Below are 19,543 nucleotides of genomic sequence, written 5' to 3' on the forward strand. Positions count from 1 at the left end.
TTTAGCTTTAGCCAACCCCTGCTCTGGATTATTTTTTACGGTTACCATTGGCATCAAATTGCGGCCAGAAATTTTCAAGTTTCAGCTCTTGCAGCGCATTGTTGAGGTATTTCCGCTCAATCCATGAATCAATATCGACAGGACGGCGAATCAGCTTGTAGTCAATGGATTGCTGTACAGATTTCTTTAAGGATGTCACCGCATACTCATCGAAATATGGAGAGTTACGGTCTTTCAGCGCATAGTCATCCCAGTCTTTTTTATAATCTAAATATGGTGTGCCACTCTGTGCCCATAATTTATATTGCGTATCACGGTTCTTTTCGTCAGAACTCCATACGTTGTCTTTAATAAATGTCGTGACCACACGTTGCACCGTCTGTGGATACTTCTTCTCAAAATCCTCACTTACCCACGCAACAAGTGGTCCATTTAGATTTGAATCTTTACGCACCTCTAAAATCCGCTTTGCGACCCCACGCGATTCCAATGTCCAGGGACTGGTGATCATTCCATCAATATCACCCGTTGATAAAGAGGTTTGGGCGGAATATGTATCCTGACTAATAATGCGGAAATCTTTTTCAGTAAAACCGTATTTACGCAACAGACGACCCAGGATCAGTTGCTGGTTGGTTCCCTTAAATACCGAAATGGTTTTGCCCTTTAAATCCGCTAAACTTTTTGCCCCTGAATCAGAGGGAACGGCAAAATAAACAGGTCCAAAACGTCCAGTCACGAATAATAATTTTGATTTTAGACCTGTGGAACGCCCCACAATTGAAGGTAGATCACCATGTCCAATACCAAAATCCACCTTGCCATTGGCAAGTGCCTCATTCAATGCAGGCCCTGCGCCTGGGAAGAAAATCCATTTGACTTTAATACCATCCTTGGAAAACTCTTTTTCCAGTACACCCCGTAAGTGCGCACTTGCATAAGCACTCGCACCCACTTTAGGCTTACCCCCTACGCCTGCACCTGGAACACCCAGTCGGATTTCAGTCGGGTTGGTTTCAGCAAAAACCGAGAAGCTGGTTGCAACCAGTAAACCCGCCGCTGCACTGATCAATAAATGTTTCTTAAATGTCATGGTCTTATTACTCATATTGAAAAATTAAAAGGTGTATTGAAATTGTGCCTGCACTTCAGAAAAGTCTTTTTGGGTCGCCGTTTCGTGGTCATAACTCCAACGATTTAGCCCAAGCTGGAACTTTGTGGTTTGTGCAAAGAAGAAATTTAATCCGAGTGTGTGAATGTCAACCTTACCCAGGCCATGCCCTGCAATACCCACTACATCAGCCCCCTTGTTCGGGTTATAAGTGTCATAGCGATAAAAGGTTTGAATCGACTTTGGCCAGAAGTCATCGAATTTCGCAGCGGATTTCACACTGTTATAAAATTGGTCGCCAATGGTATAAAACAGGGTTGCAGTATGACCTTCCGCTTTCACCTCAGAACTTGAGCCTGTTGCAGCTGCAAAGTCACTCAGGCCCTTGACATATTCATAGGTAATCCCAAAAGGCGCATGGTTGTAGTAAATATCGAAGCCCAGACGGTCATTGCGGCCATTTCCATCAACAACGGTTGCCCCAGAAATGACGTTTTTACTGCCTTTTAGGTAGGAAGCACCAAACTTCAACTCACGTAACCAGCTGGCATAGTCCACAGGCAAGGTAAAAGCGACACGTCCGATATAATCTTTCTTGTCATTGTCATCGACCTTGTTGGTGCCATTACCATTGACCACACCCAGGGCATATTCAAATAACGGCGCACGGTAATTCGATGAATAATCTACAAAAGGCTTGATATCACCGCGAACGATCAGGCCTGTTTGACGGTTAAATAGCCCCAACTGCGCCAGACCTGTTGCAACGTTGATGGTTGGACGTAAGTCCTCTGGCGATTGTGGGTCTAAACCAAATGGAATTAACTGTTGACCCAAAGTTGCATTTAAGCGTGGGATTTCAGGGCCACCATTGGTTGAGGTAAAGTTGTAACGAACAAAGGCATCGGCCAGGTTCAGGTCACTGGCACTACCCGCTGTGCCTGTACGTTTGCCATAACTAAAGGAAAGCTGATAATCCAGGTTCTTCCCTTCCTTATAGTCTCTATACAGATTACCGCGCACCCCAAACAATGCGGTTGGAATATCAAAGGTGTTGCGACGTGGTGTAACAGGCGCGGGATTTCCCGATGCGGTATCAACGCTCTGGCCTTGGGCCCGTACCTGAACCGTACCGTATAATGTGGTATCGCGGGCAGACTTTACTGAGGTTCGCTCATATTGGCGCGACTGGTCATATTTGTAATTTTCCAGATCAGTACGGAAACCCGCCAATTCGCTCTGTGTGGCAAAGCTATTTTCGGTATCATCATCCTGAGCTTCATTTTCCTGCTGAACAGCAGTCTGCTCAGTGGTTTCCCCCACTGAAGCCTGTTTCTTTTGCTTTAACACATTGACCTGTTGCTGCAAGGCAGTGAGTTGCGCCTGCAACTGTGCCAATGTGGTGTCCACATCTTCGGCGGCCTGAACAGCCCCACTTCCCAGCAGTGTTGCCAAACCCAATGTAACTGATAAAGAGAGATGATGTTTTTTCACCTATAAACCCCTAAAATTAAATGCTAAAAATTGAGTACAAAAGTTCCTGACATGATTGAAAAAACAATCACGGCTAAAAATTTCAAATGAAGAAAGAGAGAAAGAATTAAGTTTGCATACAACAACGTGAAATAAACATCATGGACTCCTCAGCCTGTAAAAAATGTATGTGTAAATACCATGCTGAATTCTTTGCAAGGGCTATGCCAAAATTTAATCCATTGTTTTATATGATATTTAAAATATATAACGGTGTATTTATGTGTTGATGGGGTGTTGAGAAATCAGCACCCTGCTTATACAAAAACATCATATTTTTTTGTTTTTATTTCTTATTTTTAGATATAACACTGATTTCTTGGCCAGCTCACCCATTTGACTGAACTGAAAGATGTTCAAACATCAAAATAAATCAGGTAGTGGCGAACTGTGTTCGTCCAAATCAATCAAAATAAAGATGCATGAAGCTGGATTTAACCTCATCGCATAGGTTTCAGGTTATAAGTCACCACGCCCCAAATCACCAGTTCCTGCCCCTCGTGAATATAGATATTTTGATAGTCTGGATTCTCAGCCTTTAACCATACTTTGGGTGGACTAAAATGATGGTCAATCATTAAGCGCTTAACGGTAAAATCATTATCAATCAACGCAATCACAATATCGCCTGACTTTGCTGGAATACTTCGATCAACCACCAAGGGATCATCAATATCAATCCCCGCATCAAGCATAGACAGGGAATTTGCTTTCACGATAAACGTAGAATTTTCATTGCGAACTAAAAACTGATTTAAATCCAGAGATTGCTCAACATGGTCCTGCGCGGGTGATGGAAAACCTGCTGCGACACGTTCTGTTGCCAGTGGAATATGGTAGATTCGATCATTCTGGGCTTGTACATTCTGAATTTTTAATGAGGATGTCAAATCTGTACGTGTACCTGTTTTGACATTATTCAGTAACCAGTTTTTGATAAAATCAACCTGAGACTCAGGAACACGGATCACCTTGGTGGGTTCATTAAACTGTGCCTTACGCCCAGCATTGGTTCGCGCACCACCATGCTCAAATTCAGTTTTTTTAGACATAGCTCCCCCAAACCCAGATAACTAAACAATAATTTAATTTAACTTGAAAAAGTTACAAATTCAAGTTGACGTACATAAAATTTTGCATAACAATAAATTTCATAGATCAGATTTTAGCTTGTTTCACTTAGACAAGGATGTACAACAAACTAGAATTTATGTTTTAAATGAATAACTTATATTATCAACCAACCTGTTAAATAATATTAAGTTATTGATCTAATTCAATATCATACCTGATCTTCAGCAGTTGGGTTTTATTCAAATATTTTTGATGTGGAGACATGAAAAATGAACAATCAACGTGATGCTATTCTTGGCTATGCTGATGAAAAACATGCTTACTTTATTCGCCTGATTGAAAACAATATAGTGCTGGGCAATAGTTATGGACTGTTTTGTGAAAGCCCGAATAGTGAGGCAGCAGAAAGTATTATGACCACCCTATTTCTAAAAAAATCCTTTTGGCTGAATGGCTCTGAATTTAACGATATTGTCAAAGGTCTCAACCCCATTACCTAATGATATAAATAAGTGGCATGACTTTATTCTCCCAGAACCTGCATGCAAAATTTAATTTTGGAAATAATGCAGGTTCTTTTTTATTATTTCTAAATAGATACCAATTTATGAAGAAACCAACCCTAAAAACATTATACCCTCTCATACATTAGTTGGTTCAATTTCACTATTAAAGAAAGGTATACTTATTCAGAGATTGAATCAAGTTGACACGACTTTTTAGTCTAACCAAAAATTCAAAACTTTTAACTATCTATATTTATTCTAAGTTCAAGGCTTTAACACGCATGAATAGTGACACAGTTATAGCTGATCTTTCATCCCATACGCCGATGATGCATAAATACCTTTACATTGATTTATAAAATAAATTTTTAACAAAATTTTAAAACCTACACAACAACCTACACTTTTTCAAAATCATAAAATAAAAATACTATAAGCATGTAAAGTCCTGAAATTTCTTGTTCTCACTAACATGTACTCCGCATAACCAGAAGTATTTACTAAATATTATTTCTATAACCAACTTGTCGTATCATACTAAACTCACTACTAGTTGGGATTGGATTGGCAATCGATCTGTATATTTCTAATGCCTGATTAATCTTAGCAACTTTCTGTCTTAACTCAGTAGATAAGAAATGCTCTGACTGCTGTAATGCAACCCATCCTGCTTGTACTTGTTCATTTTGATTGCCTTGCAATTTTGCTTCCAACCAGTGTTGCAAGCAATGTGCATGAAGATAGACTTCAAACTGATAAGCGATAAAGGTCATAGACAAAGCCAGATTCTGTTGATTCTGCTTTAATTTTTCTCTGACTTTTTCAAAAGAAGATAAGTTTTGATTGACCCGATAATCTAATAGTTCATTTTTAAACCATTGTGCAAATTCTATCAGTAGTAATACAACACTATCCCTTTGGCTACATAATTTTTCACGATTTAAAGCATTCGCACCTGTTGAACCCGCCACACCACCAATATAAGCACCTACTCCCCCTGCCACAGCAATTCCAACTGGTCCTGCCAATATTCCACCGATCGTACCAAGAATCATCTTTCCTGCCACTGCTCCACCTGCTATTGCAGCAGTTTCTTTACCAATATTTTCAAGGTATTGTTTGGAACTGGTTTGTCCTGTATCAAAATCCCGATAATTACGATATGTTGCCAAGCCCAAAGTAATTAGCGGAATAGGTATAAGGTCGGCCATACTTTCAAATTGGTCGATTTGTTCTAAACTTTCGTGCATGGTTTGATTAACATGAGCATGGCTTAGTCCAGAATCAATAAATACATTAGGATGATTATCTAACGAATCAGTAAGTTCCTGATTTACAATCACTGGAATATCAGGATTTTTTTCAATATGTTGCAATACATAATCACTACTTAATGTATTTTTAACCTGCATTGCCTGACCATCGACAATTAGGTCAAAACCCACTTGATTGGCTGTAACAGGAAATTCTACGGTATGTCCCTGTTGCGTGAGGTTGTAGGCGACTTGCTGTTCGGCAACATAACCACTCAATCGGGTCATTGCTCCAGCACTGTCTAGCGTTGTGCCTGCAATATCCTGTAATCTTGCAAACTGTTCGGGTTGTCCTTTTGAGGCAAAGGTCAGGGCATTTAGAACCGTAGAATCTATTTGTGAATAGCTCCATAGCAACCCAACTGAATAGGTGAGCGAAGCCGCACCGATAGTTATATTTACGCCTCTATCTGATAGAATTTTTTCAAGGGCATATTGTGCATTTTTATCTTGTGCTAAATGCTGGCTAATTTCCTGATGGGTTAATAATATTGGTGCATTGGCAATGATGCCTTTACTATACGGAATTTCAGATTCTCTCCCACCTAATAAACCGCCGATGGATTTTCCAAAGTGGTTTAAGCCTCTCCCCATATCGGCAAAGATATTGGTCATTTCGCCACGTTTTGCAGTAATGTCATCAGGTAAAATTAAAGTGACTGCTGTATATTTTAATAGGTTGTAGCGTTCCTGATTGGACGATGTATTGAGCAGAAAATATAATGCCATTTGTGCATCAGTACATTCACCATCATATTGAGCCTGACGAGAGAGCAAACACTCTGAAAAATCCAGTATATCGTCCGAAGTCAGTGCTTGTTCCTGTTGTAAAATCCATTGATATTCTAAAATTGCCTCTGACCAGCGTTGATTATTTTTATAGTCCTGTGCCAAAGCCAAAGCATTTATTGTACAAGGATTTAAGATTTTAAACTTCTTTAAAATTTCTGTTTTAAGTGAATTATTTTTACAGTCTTTTAAGCGTTGGATATAGGTTTGTATATGGTATTTTGTTGGGTTTTGCTCAAGATGTTTTAAGCTATAATTTAAGCATTGCTCATACCAATAGTTATTTAAAGATGGTTTGATATAAGCAGGGATTAAGTCATGGATAATAATATCAATCAGTCGTTTACTAGATGCGATGTCATTTTTATTTTGGTGTGGAAAATACCATTCGGTTGGGACAGTCACAGTAAATAATCGTTTAAAGAATCCTGTATTAAAATCAGGGTTCTGCATCGTGAGTAGTATTAGTTTCTGTTCCGCAGAAAGGGTATGCCGTTGCTGCTCAATTTGATTTAAACGCCCTATCAACACGCTTGTTTCTAGCATCATTAACCTCTATAATCTATTTTTTATAAAAACTATATACTAAAAAGCTGTGCGGACTAACCGTGCGTAATTATGTTCCTCTTTATTGTATGTATACGAAACACCTGTATTGAAATCCACGCTCCACGCACTAATATTGTTCCCCAATAATGTTTCTGACCAATATTCTCCCCATTCATTATGTCCAATACTAAATAAAACCCTCTCAGGAGAATTAAAACCTGTTTTACTTTTAATCATTAACGTTCTTAGCTCATTAATTGTAGGCAATCTCCAGTCATCATAGTTTGAGAGTTTAAAGTCTTGACATGCTTTTTTCGCACCTTCCCAGTTTAATCTTCTAGCTTTTCTAATACATTTCCCATCTTTCCATTCTTGCCCAATGCTAATCCTTGCCCACATTAAGCCTGTTTTCGCATCTGTCCATACACCTCTATCTAATTCTATAGCTGAATTAATTGATTGCTTTTTGGATGGCAGAAATACTGGGTTCACTATATTGATCTTGTCATTCGGTTGTTTTAACTTTTGTTTTAATTCATCAATTTCCTGACGATATCTAATCTCTAATGTCTCTAAATCAGCAATTTTTTTATTCAACTGCTCACAATGTTGTTGCGTAAGTTTTCTAATCTCTTGCTGATATTGCTGTTTGTCTTGTCCTATTTGATGTATAGATTGTTTTTGAAACAGCTCAGCTCTTTGTAATTTCTCTTGTAAAGTACTTAGTCTTTGGTCAAAGGTATTAGTTTTCGCAATTGATTGTAAAAAGTGATCTATGGCACTAAACTCTGTATCTGAACTAAAAAAATCTACTAGTGAATAATTTTCCATATTTTAATCCTTTTTAAATATATTACGAACTGCACGAACATATCTCTCATTGTTCTTAATACTGCCAATTAAATCACTATAATTAAAGTTCACGACCCACGCATAGTGATCACTGTGCTCACCAAGTGAACCAGACCAATAGCCCCCCCATTCATTTGCTACTGGTTGGAACAAAACACCTTGAGGGCAAGCATAACCTGCTTTATCTTTACTGATTAAAGTCTTTAATTCACTTATGCTAGGCAATCGCCAATTATTGTAGCCAGCAAGTCTAAAGTCTTGACATGATTTTTCAGCCTGTTCCCAACTTAATGCTTTTGATTCACCCCAATATTGTCCATCTTTCCATTCTTGACCTATACTGATTCTTGCCCACATTAAGCCTGTTTTCGCGTCTATCCATACACCTTTTTCTAATTCAATTTCAAATATTTTCTCTATTTCAATCTGTTGGTTTATTTTTTGCTGTAACTGCTCAATTTCCTGACGATATTTATTTTCTACACGAGTAGTCTCTTTATTTAACTGCTCACAATGTTGTTGGGTAAGTTTTCTAATCTCTTGCTGATATTGCTGTTTGTCTTGTCTCATTTGATGTATAGACTGCTTTTTCAACTGTTCAGCTTGGCGTAGTTGTTCCTGCAAAACACCTAACTTTTGTTCGAAAGTGGTAGTTCTTGCCATTAACTGTAAAAAATGTTCTATAGTGTTTGGTTGTACGCTAGAATTTAAAAATTCCACGAGTGAATGATTTTTCATATTTTAGTCCTTTTAAGTAGTACGAACTGCTCGAACATAGTAATCATTATTTTTAGAATATCCCCCAGCACTACCACCACCAAAATATACTATCCATGCAAAATCATGATAAAAATCACATTCCGAAATAGACCAGTAAGAACCATCTATACGTTTTTTGGGCTTAGACAATACATCATGATGGCAATTATAACCGCTTATACCTTTTTTCATTATTGTTTTTAATTCATCAATCGTAGGTAATCGCCAATCATGATAACCCGCTAATCGGAAATTTCTACATGCCTTTTGAGCAGTAATCCAATCCATAAAATCAGCGTCACCTATACACTGCCCAGCTTTCCATTCTTGTCCTATACTAATCCGAGCCCACATTAAACCTGTTTTTGGATCTGTCCATACACCATGTTCTAATTCATTATTTGAACTTATGGTTTTATTTATCGCTGATTTAGTACATCTTACTGACTCAACATCTGACTTAAGTTTGTGTGCAATCATAGCTTCATCAATGATTTTCTTCTTTATAACTACTTGGGGTACAGTCGTATTCGTTATTTTAGCTGTTTGAGCAGCGTCTATACTATTCTGTTTTAATTTTTGAATTTCCAGCTGATAAATATTTTCTTTCTTTTCTAAGGCGACAATTTTTGCATTAAGCAATTCAATATTTTGAGTGCGCTTTTCTAACCTCCGCTCAAAAGTATTATTTTTAACCATCAATTGCATAAACTGGTCGATAACCATGAGTTCACTTGCACTCAATAATTCTGCCAGTAATTTAGTTTGCTTATCCATGACGTTACCCAAGATATTCTATTTGATGCTGATAATGGTCTTGATAACGGCTTTCTAATATAGATAGCTTTAATAAAGTCGCAATAAATTTATCCAAATGTAAAGTTTGCATCTGTTGTTCAATCACTTGTGTCACTAAATCAAATGATATAGCTATACTTATCGTTTCTACTGCCTGTAAATAAACAGGTTTTATCATAGTAGATAAATAATCTTGTAAATCTATAATTTCAGTTGAAACTTGAGCAATTGCCTGCTGCATGAATTGAATATATTGCCAAAAAGCCTGATAAACGATGGATAAATTTTCTAGCCAATATTGATTCCACCACTGTGCTAAAGGATGTTCTTCACTTAATTGTTGTAACTGAACTAAAAATTTTAATTCATCAACATTTTGTACTTGTATCTGTTTAAGCCAACGCTCAGTTAAACGCTGTATCATTTCTGATGATGATAATCCACGTAATCGAGTCATATTCATATTTTGAATAAACTGTCCCTCTAAACAGGCAAAACTAAGAATTTTCTGTATTTTTCGTAAGCTAGCAATCTGCTTTATTAACACAGGACGAATATCCCAATCATTTGACCAGTTTAGAATTTGTTCTGCATAACCTTGTTGAAATTCAAACTTTTCTGTCCCAATCGGTTTTAATAATTCTTGCCAGAAATTTTCTCTAAACTTTTGAATCTCTTGATCAGACATTTCAGCAAAATCTAAAGCCGTAATATTAAGCATTAAATTTTCAGGCTCAAAGTACAAATCTTGCCACTGTTGCAAAATCCGATCTCGCATCCGTTGCGATAATCGCTGTTGGCTATCTTTTTGACAATGTGTAATGATGATATGTAAATGAGCTTTGCCTGTTAAAAACATTGCATCGCCCAAAGCTTCTAGAAAATTTTCCAATCGTGCTTTATTAATTTCACCATCTAGACGATTCGCATGACAAACATAGATAATTGCAAGATTATGTTCACCAACAAAATATTGATGTGCATCCTGTTCGGCAAGATCATCCTCACCAGAGTTCCACCCTGGAGTATCAATTAAGAACAGTTTTTTCGGCTGATTGTCATCTGAATAACCATCACCTTTTGCTAGAATAAAACGTGATTCATTAATCAATAATCTTAACCTATAGTCATCAGGATTATATTGGCTGACTTCAGCTCTTGATGGAAATTGTGTAAGCTCTTCTACAATGACTGCATCATCTAAATCTTCACTTTTTTCAATTAGAAATAGTTGATTATTTTGACCATAACTAATTTCGAGTTGTAATCGAGTTTGTGCTTCTAATGAGCTAATAGGAGAATATTGTTGTGGAATCTGATTAGCTAAGATTTCACGAATTACCCTAGTCTTTCCTGCCGAATATTCACCCACAACACGAGCAGTTAATACACCATCAGCAATTTCTGTTTGAGCATTACCCATTTTTTCCGAAAAATCGAATAAACTTTCCGTGACGATTTGTGTTTTCTGAAAATTCATAGCCTTATCCATCATACCAGTTCCGCATTTAGCTTGACCAATGCCGCCTGAAGGTGTGTTTCTTCTTGTTGTAAAACACGCAACCTTTGTTCCTTTTGTAGCGGTAGTTGATTGATTTGCCGCTCAATTTCTGTCATTTCTTCAATTCTAATGGCTAATTGTTCGTGAATCACTGTTTCCCAATAACCTTTTATATACCGTTGAATATACTGCTCAATACCTTGAGTTTGATGGTTAAATTGTGTTAGCCACTGCCGCAATGCTCGCTCATGATAGCTTTGCAAAATTTTGGCTTGTTGCTGTTCTCGCTCCGCTTGAGCTTGTGTCTGCTGTTCTTTTAGTTCTTGTTCCAGTTGGACAATACGCTGCTCAATTCGTAAAATCTCTTTTTTCTTTTGCTCTAAAGCCAATTCTTCTAATTGCTGTGATGCAATTAAATCCTGTTTGCGAATCAAATCATCATGTAAATGCTGAATATCAACATTAATTTTTTGTGCTTGTGCAGTCACTTGTGCCTGAATTTCAGGGTCAGGTTTTAAAATAATCTGTGAGGGGTCATTGAGTAAGCTACCTAGCTTTTCAGTCCATGTCGCCACCGAAAGTAAACTTAAAATTTGACCTGCCGCTGATGGCTGCATTTTTTCGGTCGTCTTTTTTGCCATTTTTGCTGTTTTTTGAATCGTATGTACTGTTTTAACTGTTTTCTCACTTAATTTGGCTAACTTTCCAACTTTAGTAACTGCTGCGGCTGGTAAAAAGAATAATGCCCAATCAATCACTTCACCAATCGCCCGACCAGCATCCGAACCTGATGTATCATAAACTCTTTCTTCGATATTTTGGATTGGCTGATTAAGAATATCCTGCCTATGCCGACTTAAATCGGCAATTTGTTCTTCCAGTTGTTTTAACTCTACATCTGAAAATACATTATCAGACTGTTCAAACTGTTCTACTTCATCTTTTTTTGCGATAAATTGCTGTTGTAATTGATAGAGTGCGGTAGCCTGTAAAAAATCCTGCTCATCTATTTGTGGCAGTTCTGGTAATCTTAAATTTAAATCGTTAATTGTACTTTCTGGTAAATAAATCTGTCCAAAATTTTGCATTACCTCTTGCACAGCTTGAATAGTCCTGGCTTGTGTTAAACGCAAAATTTGCGAACCTTGTAAAATAAAAGCGTCCCATTGTTCAGGTGTGACATGCAAAGCATTTAATTCTGCACATAAATCAGTTTTTTTGCTTTGAAAAATATCAATCATCCGTTTTTGCAAATCATTTTGTTGCTTTTCCTGTTGTTGATACAAATCTTTTTTTATCTCAATGATTTTTTCTTTTTTCTGTAAAAATGACTGGTGTAGTGTTTGGCTTTGCTGCTCATCTAATAATTGATTGGCTTGTTGCTGCTCCTGATTATATCCCAAAATATTTTTTAGGCGTGGAAGTAATTCAGCAAATAAGCGTTTTGCACGAATATCATGGATTTGTTCTTTTGCTTGAGCAATAAAATCTAAAATCAACTGATGATTTAATCCATTACAATGACTACAAATGAGTGCTTTATCATAACCAGTTGCGGCTTTAATTTGTGCTGACCATTTATCCAAATCAGGTTTTTTCTCACCTAAACTAACCACAGTTTCTACTTCGTCCCAACGATTGACAATCACTAAAACATGCTTGCCATATGAGCGAATCAATTTAATCGCATCAATATCTGAAGACGATGCCCCACGAGGGGCAAGTAAATATAAAATAACATCTGCCTGCTGAATTTGAGCAATCGTATAAGCATGATGTTTTTCCGAGATTGACCCTAAGCCTGGAAGGTCAATAATCGTCAAACCTTTTAACCAATCTTGAGACAAATGTAACATGGCATATTTTGCGTTATCTGGTGCATGGGTCGTCACGTCATAAAATTGCTCACGGTCTAGTTGCACACTACTTTGGTCAGTATTAACCAGTTGTATATCCTGCTGTTCAGCATATTGAATCAATGTTGGTAAAGCAGTAGCTTCTTCCTGTGCAGTAAACAACCACTGCTCCCCTAATAAACCATTCAATAGGCTACTTTTTCCAACCGAAAATGCCCCAATCAATGCCAAAGTTAAAGTTTGCCCTTGGTCATTAAAACTTTGCCAAATATCCTGTACAAGTTTCTGATGTTGTTCAGGAAGTACATCTATTATCTCTTGAATATGTTTAGATGTTGTCATGGTTTTTTCTCACAAAGTTTAATAGCTACTTTCTAAAGCATCTTGTGTCATTGCAATTAAAGATTGTGTTTTAGATAATCCTTGTTGTAACTCTATTCTACGAGCATCTATTTTGGCTTGTCCTTGTACAATCAAATCCTGTACTTGCTTACGTTGTGTCAATTTTGCGTTTAATGGTTCTTCCAATTGTTCTTTGACCTGACGTTGCAACAAATTCAACTGCTCATCAAAAACCTGTTGAATATGCGGTTGTACCTGCTCTTGTAATTGACGGATAAATCGAATTAAAACACCTGATGTATTGTGTAATAACTGTTGATGTGTGTCTTCAATCAACTGCTGACGACTGGCTTGCATTTGGTCTTCAATACGTTTACGCTGACGCTCAACTTTTGCAACTTCTTGTTCATACTTTTGTTGAATACGCTCGGCACTCATACGTTTACGTCCTTTATCCTCCTCCTCTTTTTGAACTTTTTCTAGAAAAGCTTCTTTATTGGCAATCGCTCGCTGGGCTTCCTTATATTCTGTTTCCCATTTCAAAACATTGCTTTCATCATAATCAATATAATTTACCTGTTTGGTAAATCCCATCCATCCAAAAATCCCCCAACTTGGTTCAGTACGTGAACGTGTGATTTGCTGAGCTTGTGGTCTTCCGCCTAAACTTGTTCTTGCTCGCTCTGCACGTAACAATGAATTTTTTGCATTCTCCAAAGCCATTGGACTAGCTTGGCTATTTACAATATCATGCTCAAGTTTTTCAATTTCCTGTCTTTTTTTCAAAATCTCTTGCTCAAGTTTTGCTTGCTCGGAGAAATAACTATTAATTTCACTAAAATCAACATCAAAACTCAAATCTAAGCTTGGTAAACTAAAATTAATGCCTGAAATACTTTGTTTTAAATGTGCGGCATGTTCTTCTAACTCTTTTGCATAATCCGCTCTTAAATCTGCTAACTGTGCATCGATATCTTTACTTTGCCGCTTCATAGTACTATTTACCTCTACAACTGCAATTTCATATTGCTGTTGTAATTGGCTTGGAAGTTGAATGTTCCGACTTCCTTTAACAATTTGACCCTCTACATATCGTACAGTCACCTGACTTTCAATATCTGCCTGTAAATCCTCTAAAGGCGAAATCAATTTCTCTTTTAAATCAGCAATTAAATATGTTGCTACCCGATGATGCTCTGTCCGTGCATTATCGTTAGTAATCTTAAGTTCTTGCTGTAAATTTTTGATTTCTAAATCAAGTTTTTCACTTTCTCGCTGTCTTTCAACAATAGTCTGACTGGAGTCTAACTGTTGTAATTCTTCTTGAATAAACTCACTTAATTCTGTCTGAATCGAAACCAAAGTACGTAAAGGCTTTTTATAAATTTCATCTAATGCTTCACCCGTTGAGAGCATATCACTGATTCTTTTTGATAATATATTAATATTAGAACGTTCTCTTTTATCCTGTTCCTTAGACAATGCCCACGCTGCACTTACTCCAATAAGATGTTCATTATTGGTCATTACATCTAAATCTTGCTCAGAAATATCAAATAAGTTTTTTCTAAAATTATTTTTTACATGTTGATATTTCTGTGACTCTCGTTCTGCTAATGACTTTTGTTGGTCAAATGGATCCTGTGGTTCGAGAACACTATCCCACATATTTACTACTGTCAGAAATTTATTAAAATTTTTACGAATAGTACCCGATAAAAACTGCCATTCTGTTGCATTACCACCCAATTGTTGTGTACTTTGCACCCAAATTGCAATATGAGCTTCATCAATCGCTCTACGGGTAATACCCTCATGATATTCAACTACGGATTGCAATCCTGGCGTATCAATCAATACAAGCCCCTGATCTAACAATGGATGTGAAGTAAAAATTTCAATACGATCAAGTTGTTGTCTAGCACTTGCATGAGTCGTATTTAATTCTGTACTCCATTTTTCCAAAGTATCAGTGTCATTTTCTAACCATTCAATATCTTGTATATTTCCATCTTGAAAATGGATACGAATAAAACGATGCTCTACACCTTCTGGCAATCTCCGTACAAACGTATTGATTGCTGTAGTTGCTTCTTGAGCTGACCGCAATAATAAAATGTTAAGTAAAGCATTAACTAAAGTAGATTTCCCTCGAGAGAACTCACCAATTACAACCAATTTAACTTCTTCACCAGACTCTAATGATTTTTGTATATCATCAAATTTCTGCGTAATATGAGTCAGTTCTTGTTGTCCAAATTGCTGAAATAATACTTCTGTTTGATCTAAATAATTCACTGCATCCTGAATTTTTTCTTTACGGATCTGCAATCCTTCATTAAGGTAGTTCACTACTAACCATACTCCAAAAAAATACTTATTTTTTAAATAGCTATCTAATATAGCATACCATCTGTTATATATTTTTTACAAATGAAATCAGACTTAATCCAATCAATAGTTACTAGAAATTTTGAAATACTTTTACTTAAAATTACTTCTATGATTTCTATCATTCGCAACAATCTAAATCACCTATTTGACTCACTCAATGAGTCAAATATACACTACAATCTACTCACTCCTATTCTTCACTATTTCTGGAAATGACTAAATATGTATGATGACTGGATTTGGAAACAGCCTAATTGGACAACGTTTACATGGAAAGATGAAAATATTCTTCCACTCACCAGACACATTCATCAAAAAATTGGAATCCTGCTTGGGCAAATCCAGCATAACCCTGAAAAAGAATATCTTACCCTAGACAACCTGATTGCCAATCTTGTCTCATCTTCGGCTATCGAAAATGAAACTCTGAATGTTTATTCGCTTCGTTCATCTCTGGCAAAACGTCTAGGTGTATCACTGGAACAACCCTACCCAAGCTCAGAACGTTCAGATGGTTTAGCCAATATCATGCTGGATGCCTTAAATAATTTTGAACAAAACCTCTCTGTAGAAAGATTATTGCAGTGGCATCAATGGTTATTTAATGAAACTGACTGGACAATGCAACGTATTCGGATTGGGCAATTACGTGGACATGAACCCATGCAGGTTGTATCTGGACGAATGGATTACCCTACGGTGCATTTTGAAGCTCCACCACGAGATGGTTTAGAGCAACGTGTGGATGAGTTTATTCAATGGTTTAATGCGAGTAGAACCAATAGCCTGCTTGACCCACTGATTCGAGCTGGTATTACTCACCTATGGTTTGTGACACTGCATCCTTTTGATGATGGTAATGGACGTATTACCCGTACATTGACTGACTTGGCTTTAGCCCAGATGGATCAGCAGAGTATCCGCTTATATGCCATGTCACCTGTCATCCTGAATAAGCGTAAGAGCTATTATGAAATTCTTAAAGCTACTCAAAAATGTGGTTCTGATATTACGGATTGGTTGCTTTGGTTTTTACAGGTACTCAATGAAAGCCTTGAGCAGACATTAAAGCGAATTGAAAGGACACTTCTAAAGAGTACATTTTGGCAAACTTTTTCAGAAGTGGATTTACATGAGGGACAGCGTAAGGTCTTAAATCGGCTGCTTGACGGTGGGGAAAACGGCTTTGAACATGGGATCAGTGCTTCACAGTATCAGAAAGTGGCTAAAGTGAGCCGAGCCACTGCAACTCGTCATCTCACCGATTTATTGGAAAAAGGCTGTCTTGTGAGACTTGAGGGTGGCGGGAGGAATACGAGGTATCAAATTAAAATTTATAAACTCAAGTATATTTCTTTATAAATATTAAAATTATCTCTTTTTTAATAGTGTATATTAGAAAATAACAAGCACATTCTATAGTAAACCTATAGAATGTGTAAAAAAAATTTAATTCAATTGTTTCAATGCTTGATTACTTGTAGCCCTGAGTTGATCGGCAACCTTGACATTGATGTTGTCCTGAATCCATTGTTTTTCTCTATAATCAACATTATGTAGATATAGATGGCCAACAACTAACTGTTTTAACAATGAATATACTAATGGATTATTTTCATTCTCTTTTTTAATCTTCTTAATCAAAGATTTGGGCAATTCTTTCTGAATTATTAGTCGTGAATATAAATCAACAAGAAAATAAGCTGGTGTATCTCTTTGTTCTGTTAATTTTTCTGATATTTCCAATAATTGGCTATGTGCAGTAGACTTGGAAATAAGTTGTATAATATACATACAAATACTAAAACAAATTTGATGTATAATTTTCTCTGCAACTTTTTTTGCTTCTTCAGTAGATATTTCTCCTTTATCTGAAACAATTGACTTAATAAACTCTTTTAGATCATTTTCTGTATCTTTAAATATATTCAAATAGAAATTCAAAACTTTAAGGCCATTATCATAGGCAACCATTAGTATGTCACTTAAATCATTTCTATTAATTGAAGAGTGTCTGTTTTTTGCTATCTGACCAAGGACTTCAATGCTTCTAATAGATGAAGTTGCTTGTTGAAATAAACTAAAATCTACTTTCGCTTCAAGTTCACTTTTTTTAATATCTAATTCTTTCTCATCAACAGAAAGATCGAACAAATCAGAATTTTCATTCGAATTCTCTATTTTTTCTTTATTCCTATAATAAAGTTCTCTTTGTTCCTCAGAGTTCTTATCTTCATAAACAACTTTATGGATTTCTTCTCCTAATAGTCCTTTAAACTCCTTACATTGCTCAAGGTTCATATCAAAAACAGAAATACCATCCATTAAACATATGGCATGATTAAGAATTTCTTGTAAAATGTTAGTTGATCTTAAATGATGAACCAAAAAAATTAATATGTTAGCCTTATTTTCATTATGCATATTTTTACAAAGCAGAGTAATTTCATCAGCTAATTCAATAGCATTATCGGCCAAGTGTTTAGCACAACAAAAATAATATAAATACTTTTGTGAGAAACGCATTGAATCATCATCTGGAGTGACAAACACACCCGAATTTAATAAAACTTTTTTAATATCTCTTGGGGCAATATATTTACTAGAATACTCAACTATAATTTGATTTAACTCTTCATCACAAATTGACTCTAGATTATGTGCATACAAATAATAAGCTAAAAATGATAAGAAATTTAAGAAACCATCTAGATCATTCGTTAAAGATATATTGGCTTTTTTAAGCATCCCTGTTAGCAATACATAATAGCATTGCCCATATGAAGTTAGCTGATAATTATTATTTGTACTCATATTTTCTAATGTTTGAATGATAGTTAGAATATAAATCGGCCTAGAATCCATTATATTCTTCTTCATTAAGATGTCAAAGTGATTTGCCAGTGCATCTATTTTACCATACATTTCATTATCAGTTTTTAAAACATCTATATCCTCACCAACACTATACCATCTTTTATAAAGCTCATTCCTCTTTGCATATCCAAAGTTTAATATTTCAACCTCTTTAAATTTATATTTTAAATATTTATTACTATTCATAAAAAAATTATTTTTATCAACAAAAATAAAAACTTTAAAGAACTTTTCGGTAATTTCACTTAAAAACTTATCTAAAACATTATCTTTTAAACGTTGTTTTGAAAAGTTATCAATAAGTAAAATTGTTTTGCTTGAATCTATGGAAAAACTCAAACCAAATCTTTCATTAAAATCCTGTAATATTTGTTTTTCGTCTATATTTTTAAGATTCTCTGCATTAACAACAATTGGACTATATCCTTGAGATAGATAGTCTTTAGCCAACCTTTTCATTAATGTTGTTTTTCCTGACTCTTCACTACCAAGAAAATAAATATAATTATATTTATCTAATACTTCATTAACTGTCCACTTATATTTTTTAATTGTTAAATTATCATCAACACATTTAATATCAGGATAAACAAAAATATCATCTACTGTGATAAAATCTTTCTTACTGTGTTTTATTGTAACTCCAAGATCATTCAAGTAATTATTAAAAGAAATCAACCCACTTATAGATGATTCAGAAATTGTTAATTCACTTTTTTTTTAATAGTATTACTGGTTAATGATTTTAACACTTTTGCAAGTTCATCAGAAATTTCCGTATAAACATCATCTTCATCTTCCCACTTAATTACAGGCTTTGCATCTTTTGGTTGACACTTCAAATCAGAAAAAATTGTATGATTCCAGTTACATTTTCTTAGAATTACTGGAAAAATGTTTGCTTTACCAATTTTTTGCTTATCAAGAGCATATTCCAATTCTTTATCTATGCAATAATCCGAAGCAAGATAATCTGAACTAATTAAGCAAATAAAGATTGTGCTTTCTTCAAGGGCCTCTTTGATTGAATCATCTAAAGACTGCCCCGTCAAAATATTTCCATCATGCCAAAGTGAAGCACCAAACCCTTTTAAAACTGGTTTCAAATATTTCATTAATTTTAACTTGAATTGTTCATCTTCATGACAATAGCTAAGAAAGACATTCAAATTTGACACATTATCCTCATAGTTCAATAAATTCTAAATTTGATCTTTTATACACTTACTAATAGAAAAAGGAAAGAATCTTAATTGTAACTACTAATTTTAGGGACTGGAGTAGCAATT

The 19,543-nt window shown here is 35.7% G+C and carries 14 protein-coding genes; 2 read left to right on the top strand and 12 right to left on the bottom strand.

The genetic code is table 11. From position 1 onward, the window contains the following. Positions 1–28: 28 nt before the first annotated feature. The 3 genes from N5J47_RS01370 to umuD all read right to left on the bottom strand — a co-directional run bounded on the left by N5J47_RS01370 (position 29) and on the right by umuD (position 3,696). Complete coding sequence (locus N5J47_RS01370) at positions 29–1,093, bottom strand: ABC transporter substrate-binding protein (RefSeq protein WP_279958953.1); 1,065 nt, start codon at positions 1,091–1,093, stop codon at positions 29–31. Between the two features lie 24 nt (positions 1,094–1,117). Continuing rightward, entirely contained in the window at positions 1,118–2,605 is a 1,488-nt protein-coding gene (locus tag N5J47_RS01375; RefSeq protein WP_279958954.1) for a DUF3138 domain-containing protein, read from the bottom strand. A gap of 479 nt (positions 2,606–3,084) precedes the next feature. Next, positions 3,085–3,696, bottom strand: a complete 612-nt coding sequence (gene umuD / locus N5J47_RS01380) for a translesion error-prone DNA polymerase V autoproteolytic subunit (protein ID WP_279958956.1) — start codon at positions 3,694–3,696, stop codon at positions 3,085–3,087. A gap of 291 nt (positions 3,697–3,987) precedes the next feature. On the opposite strand from umuD, the gene N5J47_RS01385 reads away from it, so the two are divergent. Then, entirely contained in the window at positions 3,988–4,218 is a 231-nt protein-coding gene (locus tag N5J47_RS01385; RefSeq protein ID WP_279958957.1) for a hypothetical protein, read from the top strand. A 506-nt stretch (positions 4,219–4,724) separates the two neighbouring features. Here N5J47_RS01385 and N5J47_RS01390 read toward each other — a convergent pair. Genes N5J47_RS01390 through N5J47_RS01420 form a run of 7 tightly spaced genes read right to left on the bottom strand, consistent with a single transcriptional unit; the run spans position 4,725 to position 15,335 of the window. Continuing rightward, a complete protein-coding gene (locus N5J47_RS01390) occupies positions 4,725–6,872 on the bottom strand; it encodes a glycine zipper family protein (RefSeq protein ID WP_279958958.1) in 2,148 nt (715 codons plus the stop codon). Between the two features lie 39 nt (positions 6,873–6,911). Further along, complete coding sequence (locus N5J47_RS01395) at positions 6,912–7,706, bottom strand: DUF1566 domain-containing protein (RefSeq protein WP_279958959.1); 795 nt, start codon at positions 7,704–7,706, stop codon at positions 6,912–6,914. A gap of 3 nt (positions 7,707–7,709) precedes the next feature. Then, positions 7,710–8,465 (bottom strand): DUF1566 domain-containing protein, encoded by a 756-nt coding sequence (locus tag N5J47_RS01400; RefSeq protein WP_279958960.1) that lies wholly within the window; start codon positions 8,463–8,465, stop codon positions 7,710–7,712. Positions 8,466–8,477: 12 nt separating this feature from the next. Beyond that, positions 8,478–9,263: a DUF1566 domain-containing protein gene (locus N5J47_RS01405; protein WP_279958961.1), complete on the bottom strand. Its 786-nt coding sequence runs from the start codon at positions 9,261–9,263 to the stop codon at positions 8,478–8,480. A 4-nt stretch (positions 9,264–9,267) separates the two neighbouring features. Further along, complete coding sequence (locus tag N5J47_RS01410; protein WP_279962402.1) at positions 9,268–10,779, bottom strand: dynamin family protein; 1,512 nt, start codon at positions 10,777–10,779, stop codon at positions 9,268–9,270. Continuing rightward, the gene (locus N5J47_RS01415; RefSeq protein WP_279958963.1) at positions 10,776–12,983 is read right to left on the bottom strand and encodes a dynamin family protein; all 2,208 of its coding nucleotides are present in this window, start codon (positions 12,981–12,983) and stop codon (positions 10,776–10,778) included. The genes N5J47_RS01410 and N5J47_RS01415 overlap by 4 nt, the downstream gene beginning before the upstream one ends. An 18-nt stretch (positions 12,984–13,001) precedes the next feature. Beyond that, on the bottom strand, positions 13,002–15,335 hold the full coding sequence (locus tag N5J47_RS01420; RefSeq protein WP_279958964.1) for a dynamin family protein: 2,334 nt from the start codon (positions 15,333–15,335) through the stop codon (positions 13,002–13,004). Between the two features lie 264 nt (positions 15,336–15,599). Between N5J47_RS01420 and N5J47_RS01425 the strand changes: the two genes are divergently transcribed. After that, the gene (locus tag N5J47_RS01425; RefSeq protein ID WP_279958965.1) at positions 15,600–16,739 is read left to right on the top strand and encodes a Fic family protein; all 1,140 of its coding nucleotides are present in this window, start codon (positions 15,600–15,602) and stop codon (positions 16,737–16,739) included. Between the two features lie 87 nt (positions 16,740–16,826). Here the strand turns inward: N5J47_RS01425 and N5J47_RS01430 are convergent, their stop codons facing one another. After that, a complete protein-coding gene (locus N5J47_RS01430) occupies positions 16,827–18,911 on the bottom strand; it encodes a hypothetical protein (protein WP_279958966.1) in 2,085 nt (694 codons plus the stop codon). Between the two features lie 47 nt (positions 18,912–18,958). After that, on the bottom strand, positions 18,959–19,432 hold the full coding sequence (locus tag N5J47_RS01435; protein WP_151958934.1) for a toll/interleukin-1 receptor domain-containing protein: 474 nt from the start codon (positions 19,430–19,432) through the stop codon (positions 18,959–18,961). Positions 19,433–19,543 lie beyond the last annotated feature (111 nt).

The organism is Acinetobacter sp. GD03645, assembly GCF_029845285.1.
Classification (GTDB): domain Bacteria; phylum Pseudomonadota; class Gammaproteobacteria; order Pseudomonadales; family Moraxellaceae; genus Acinetobacter; species Acinetobacter corruptisaponis.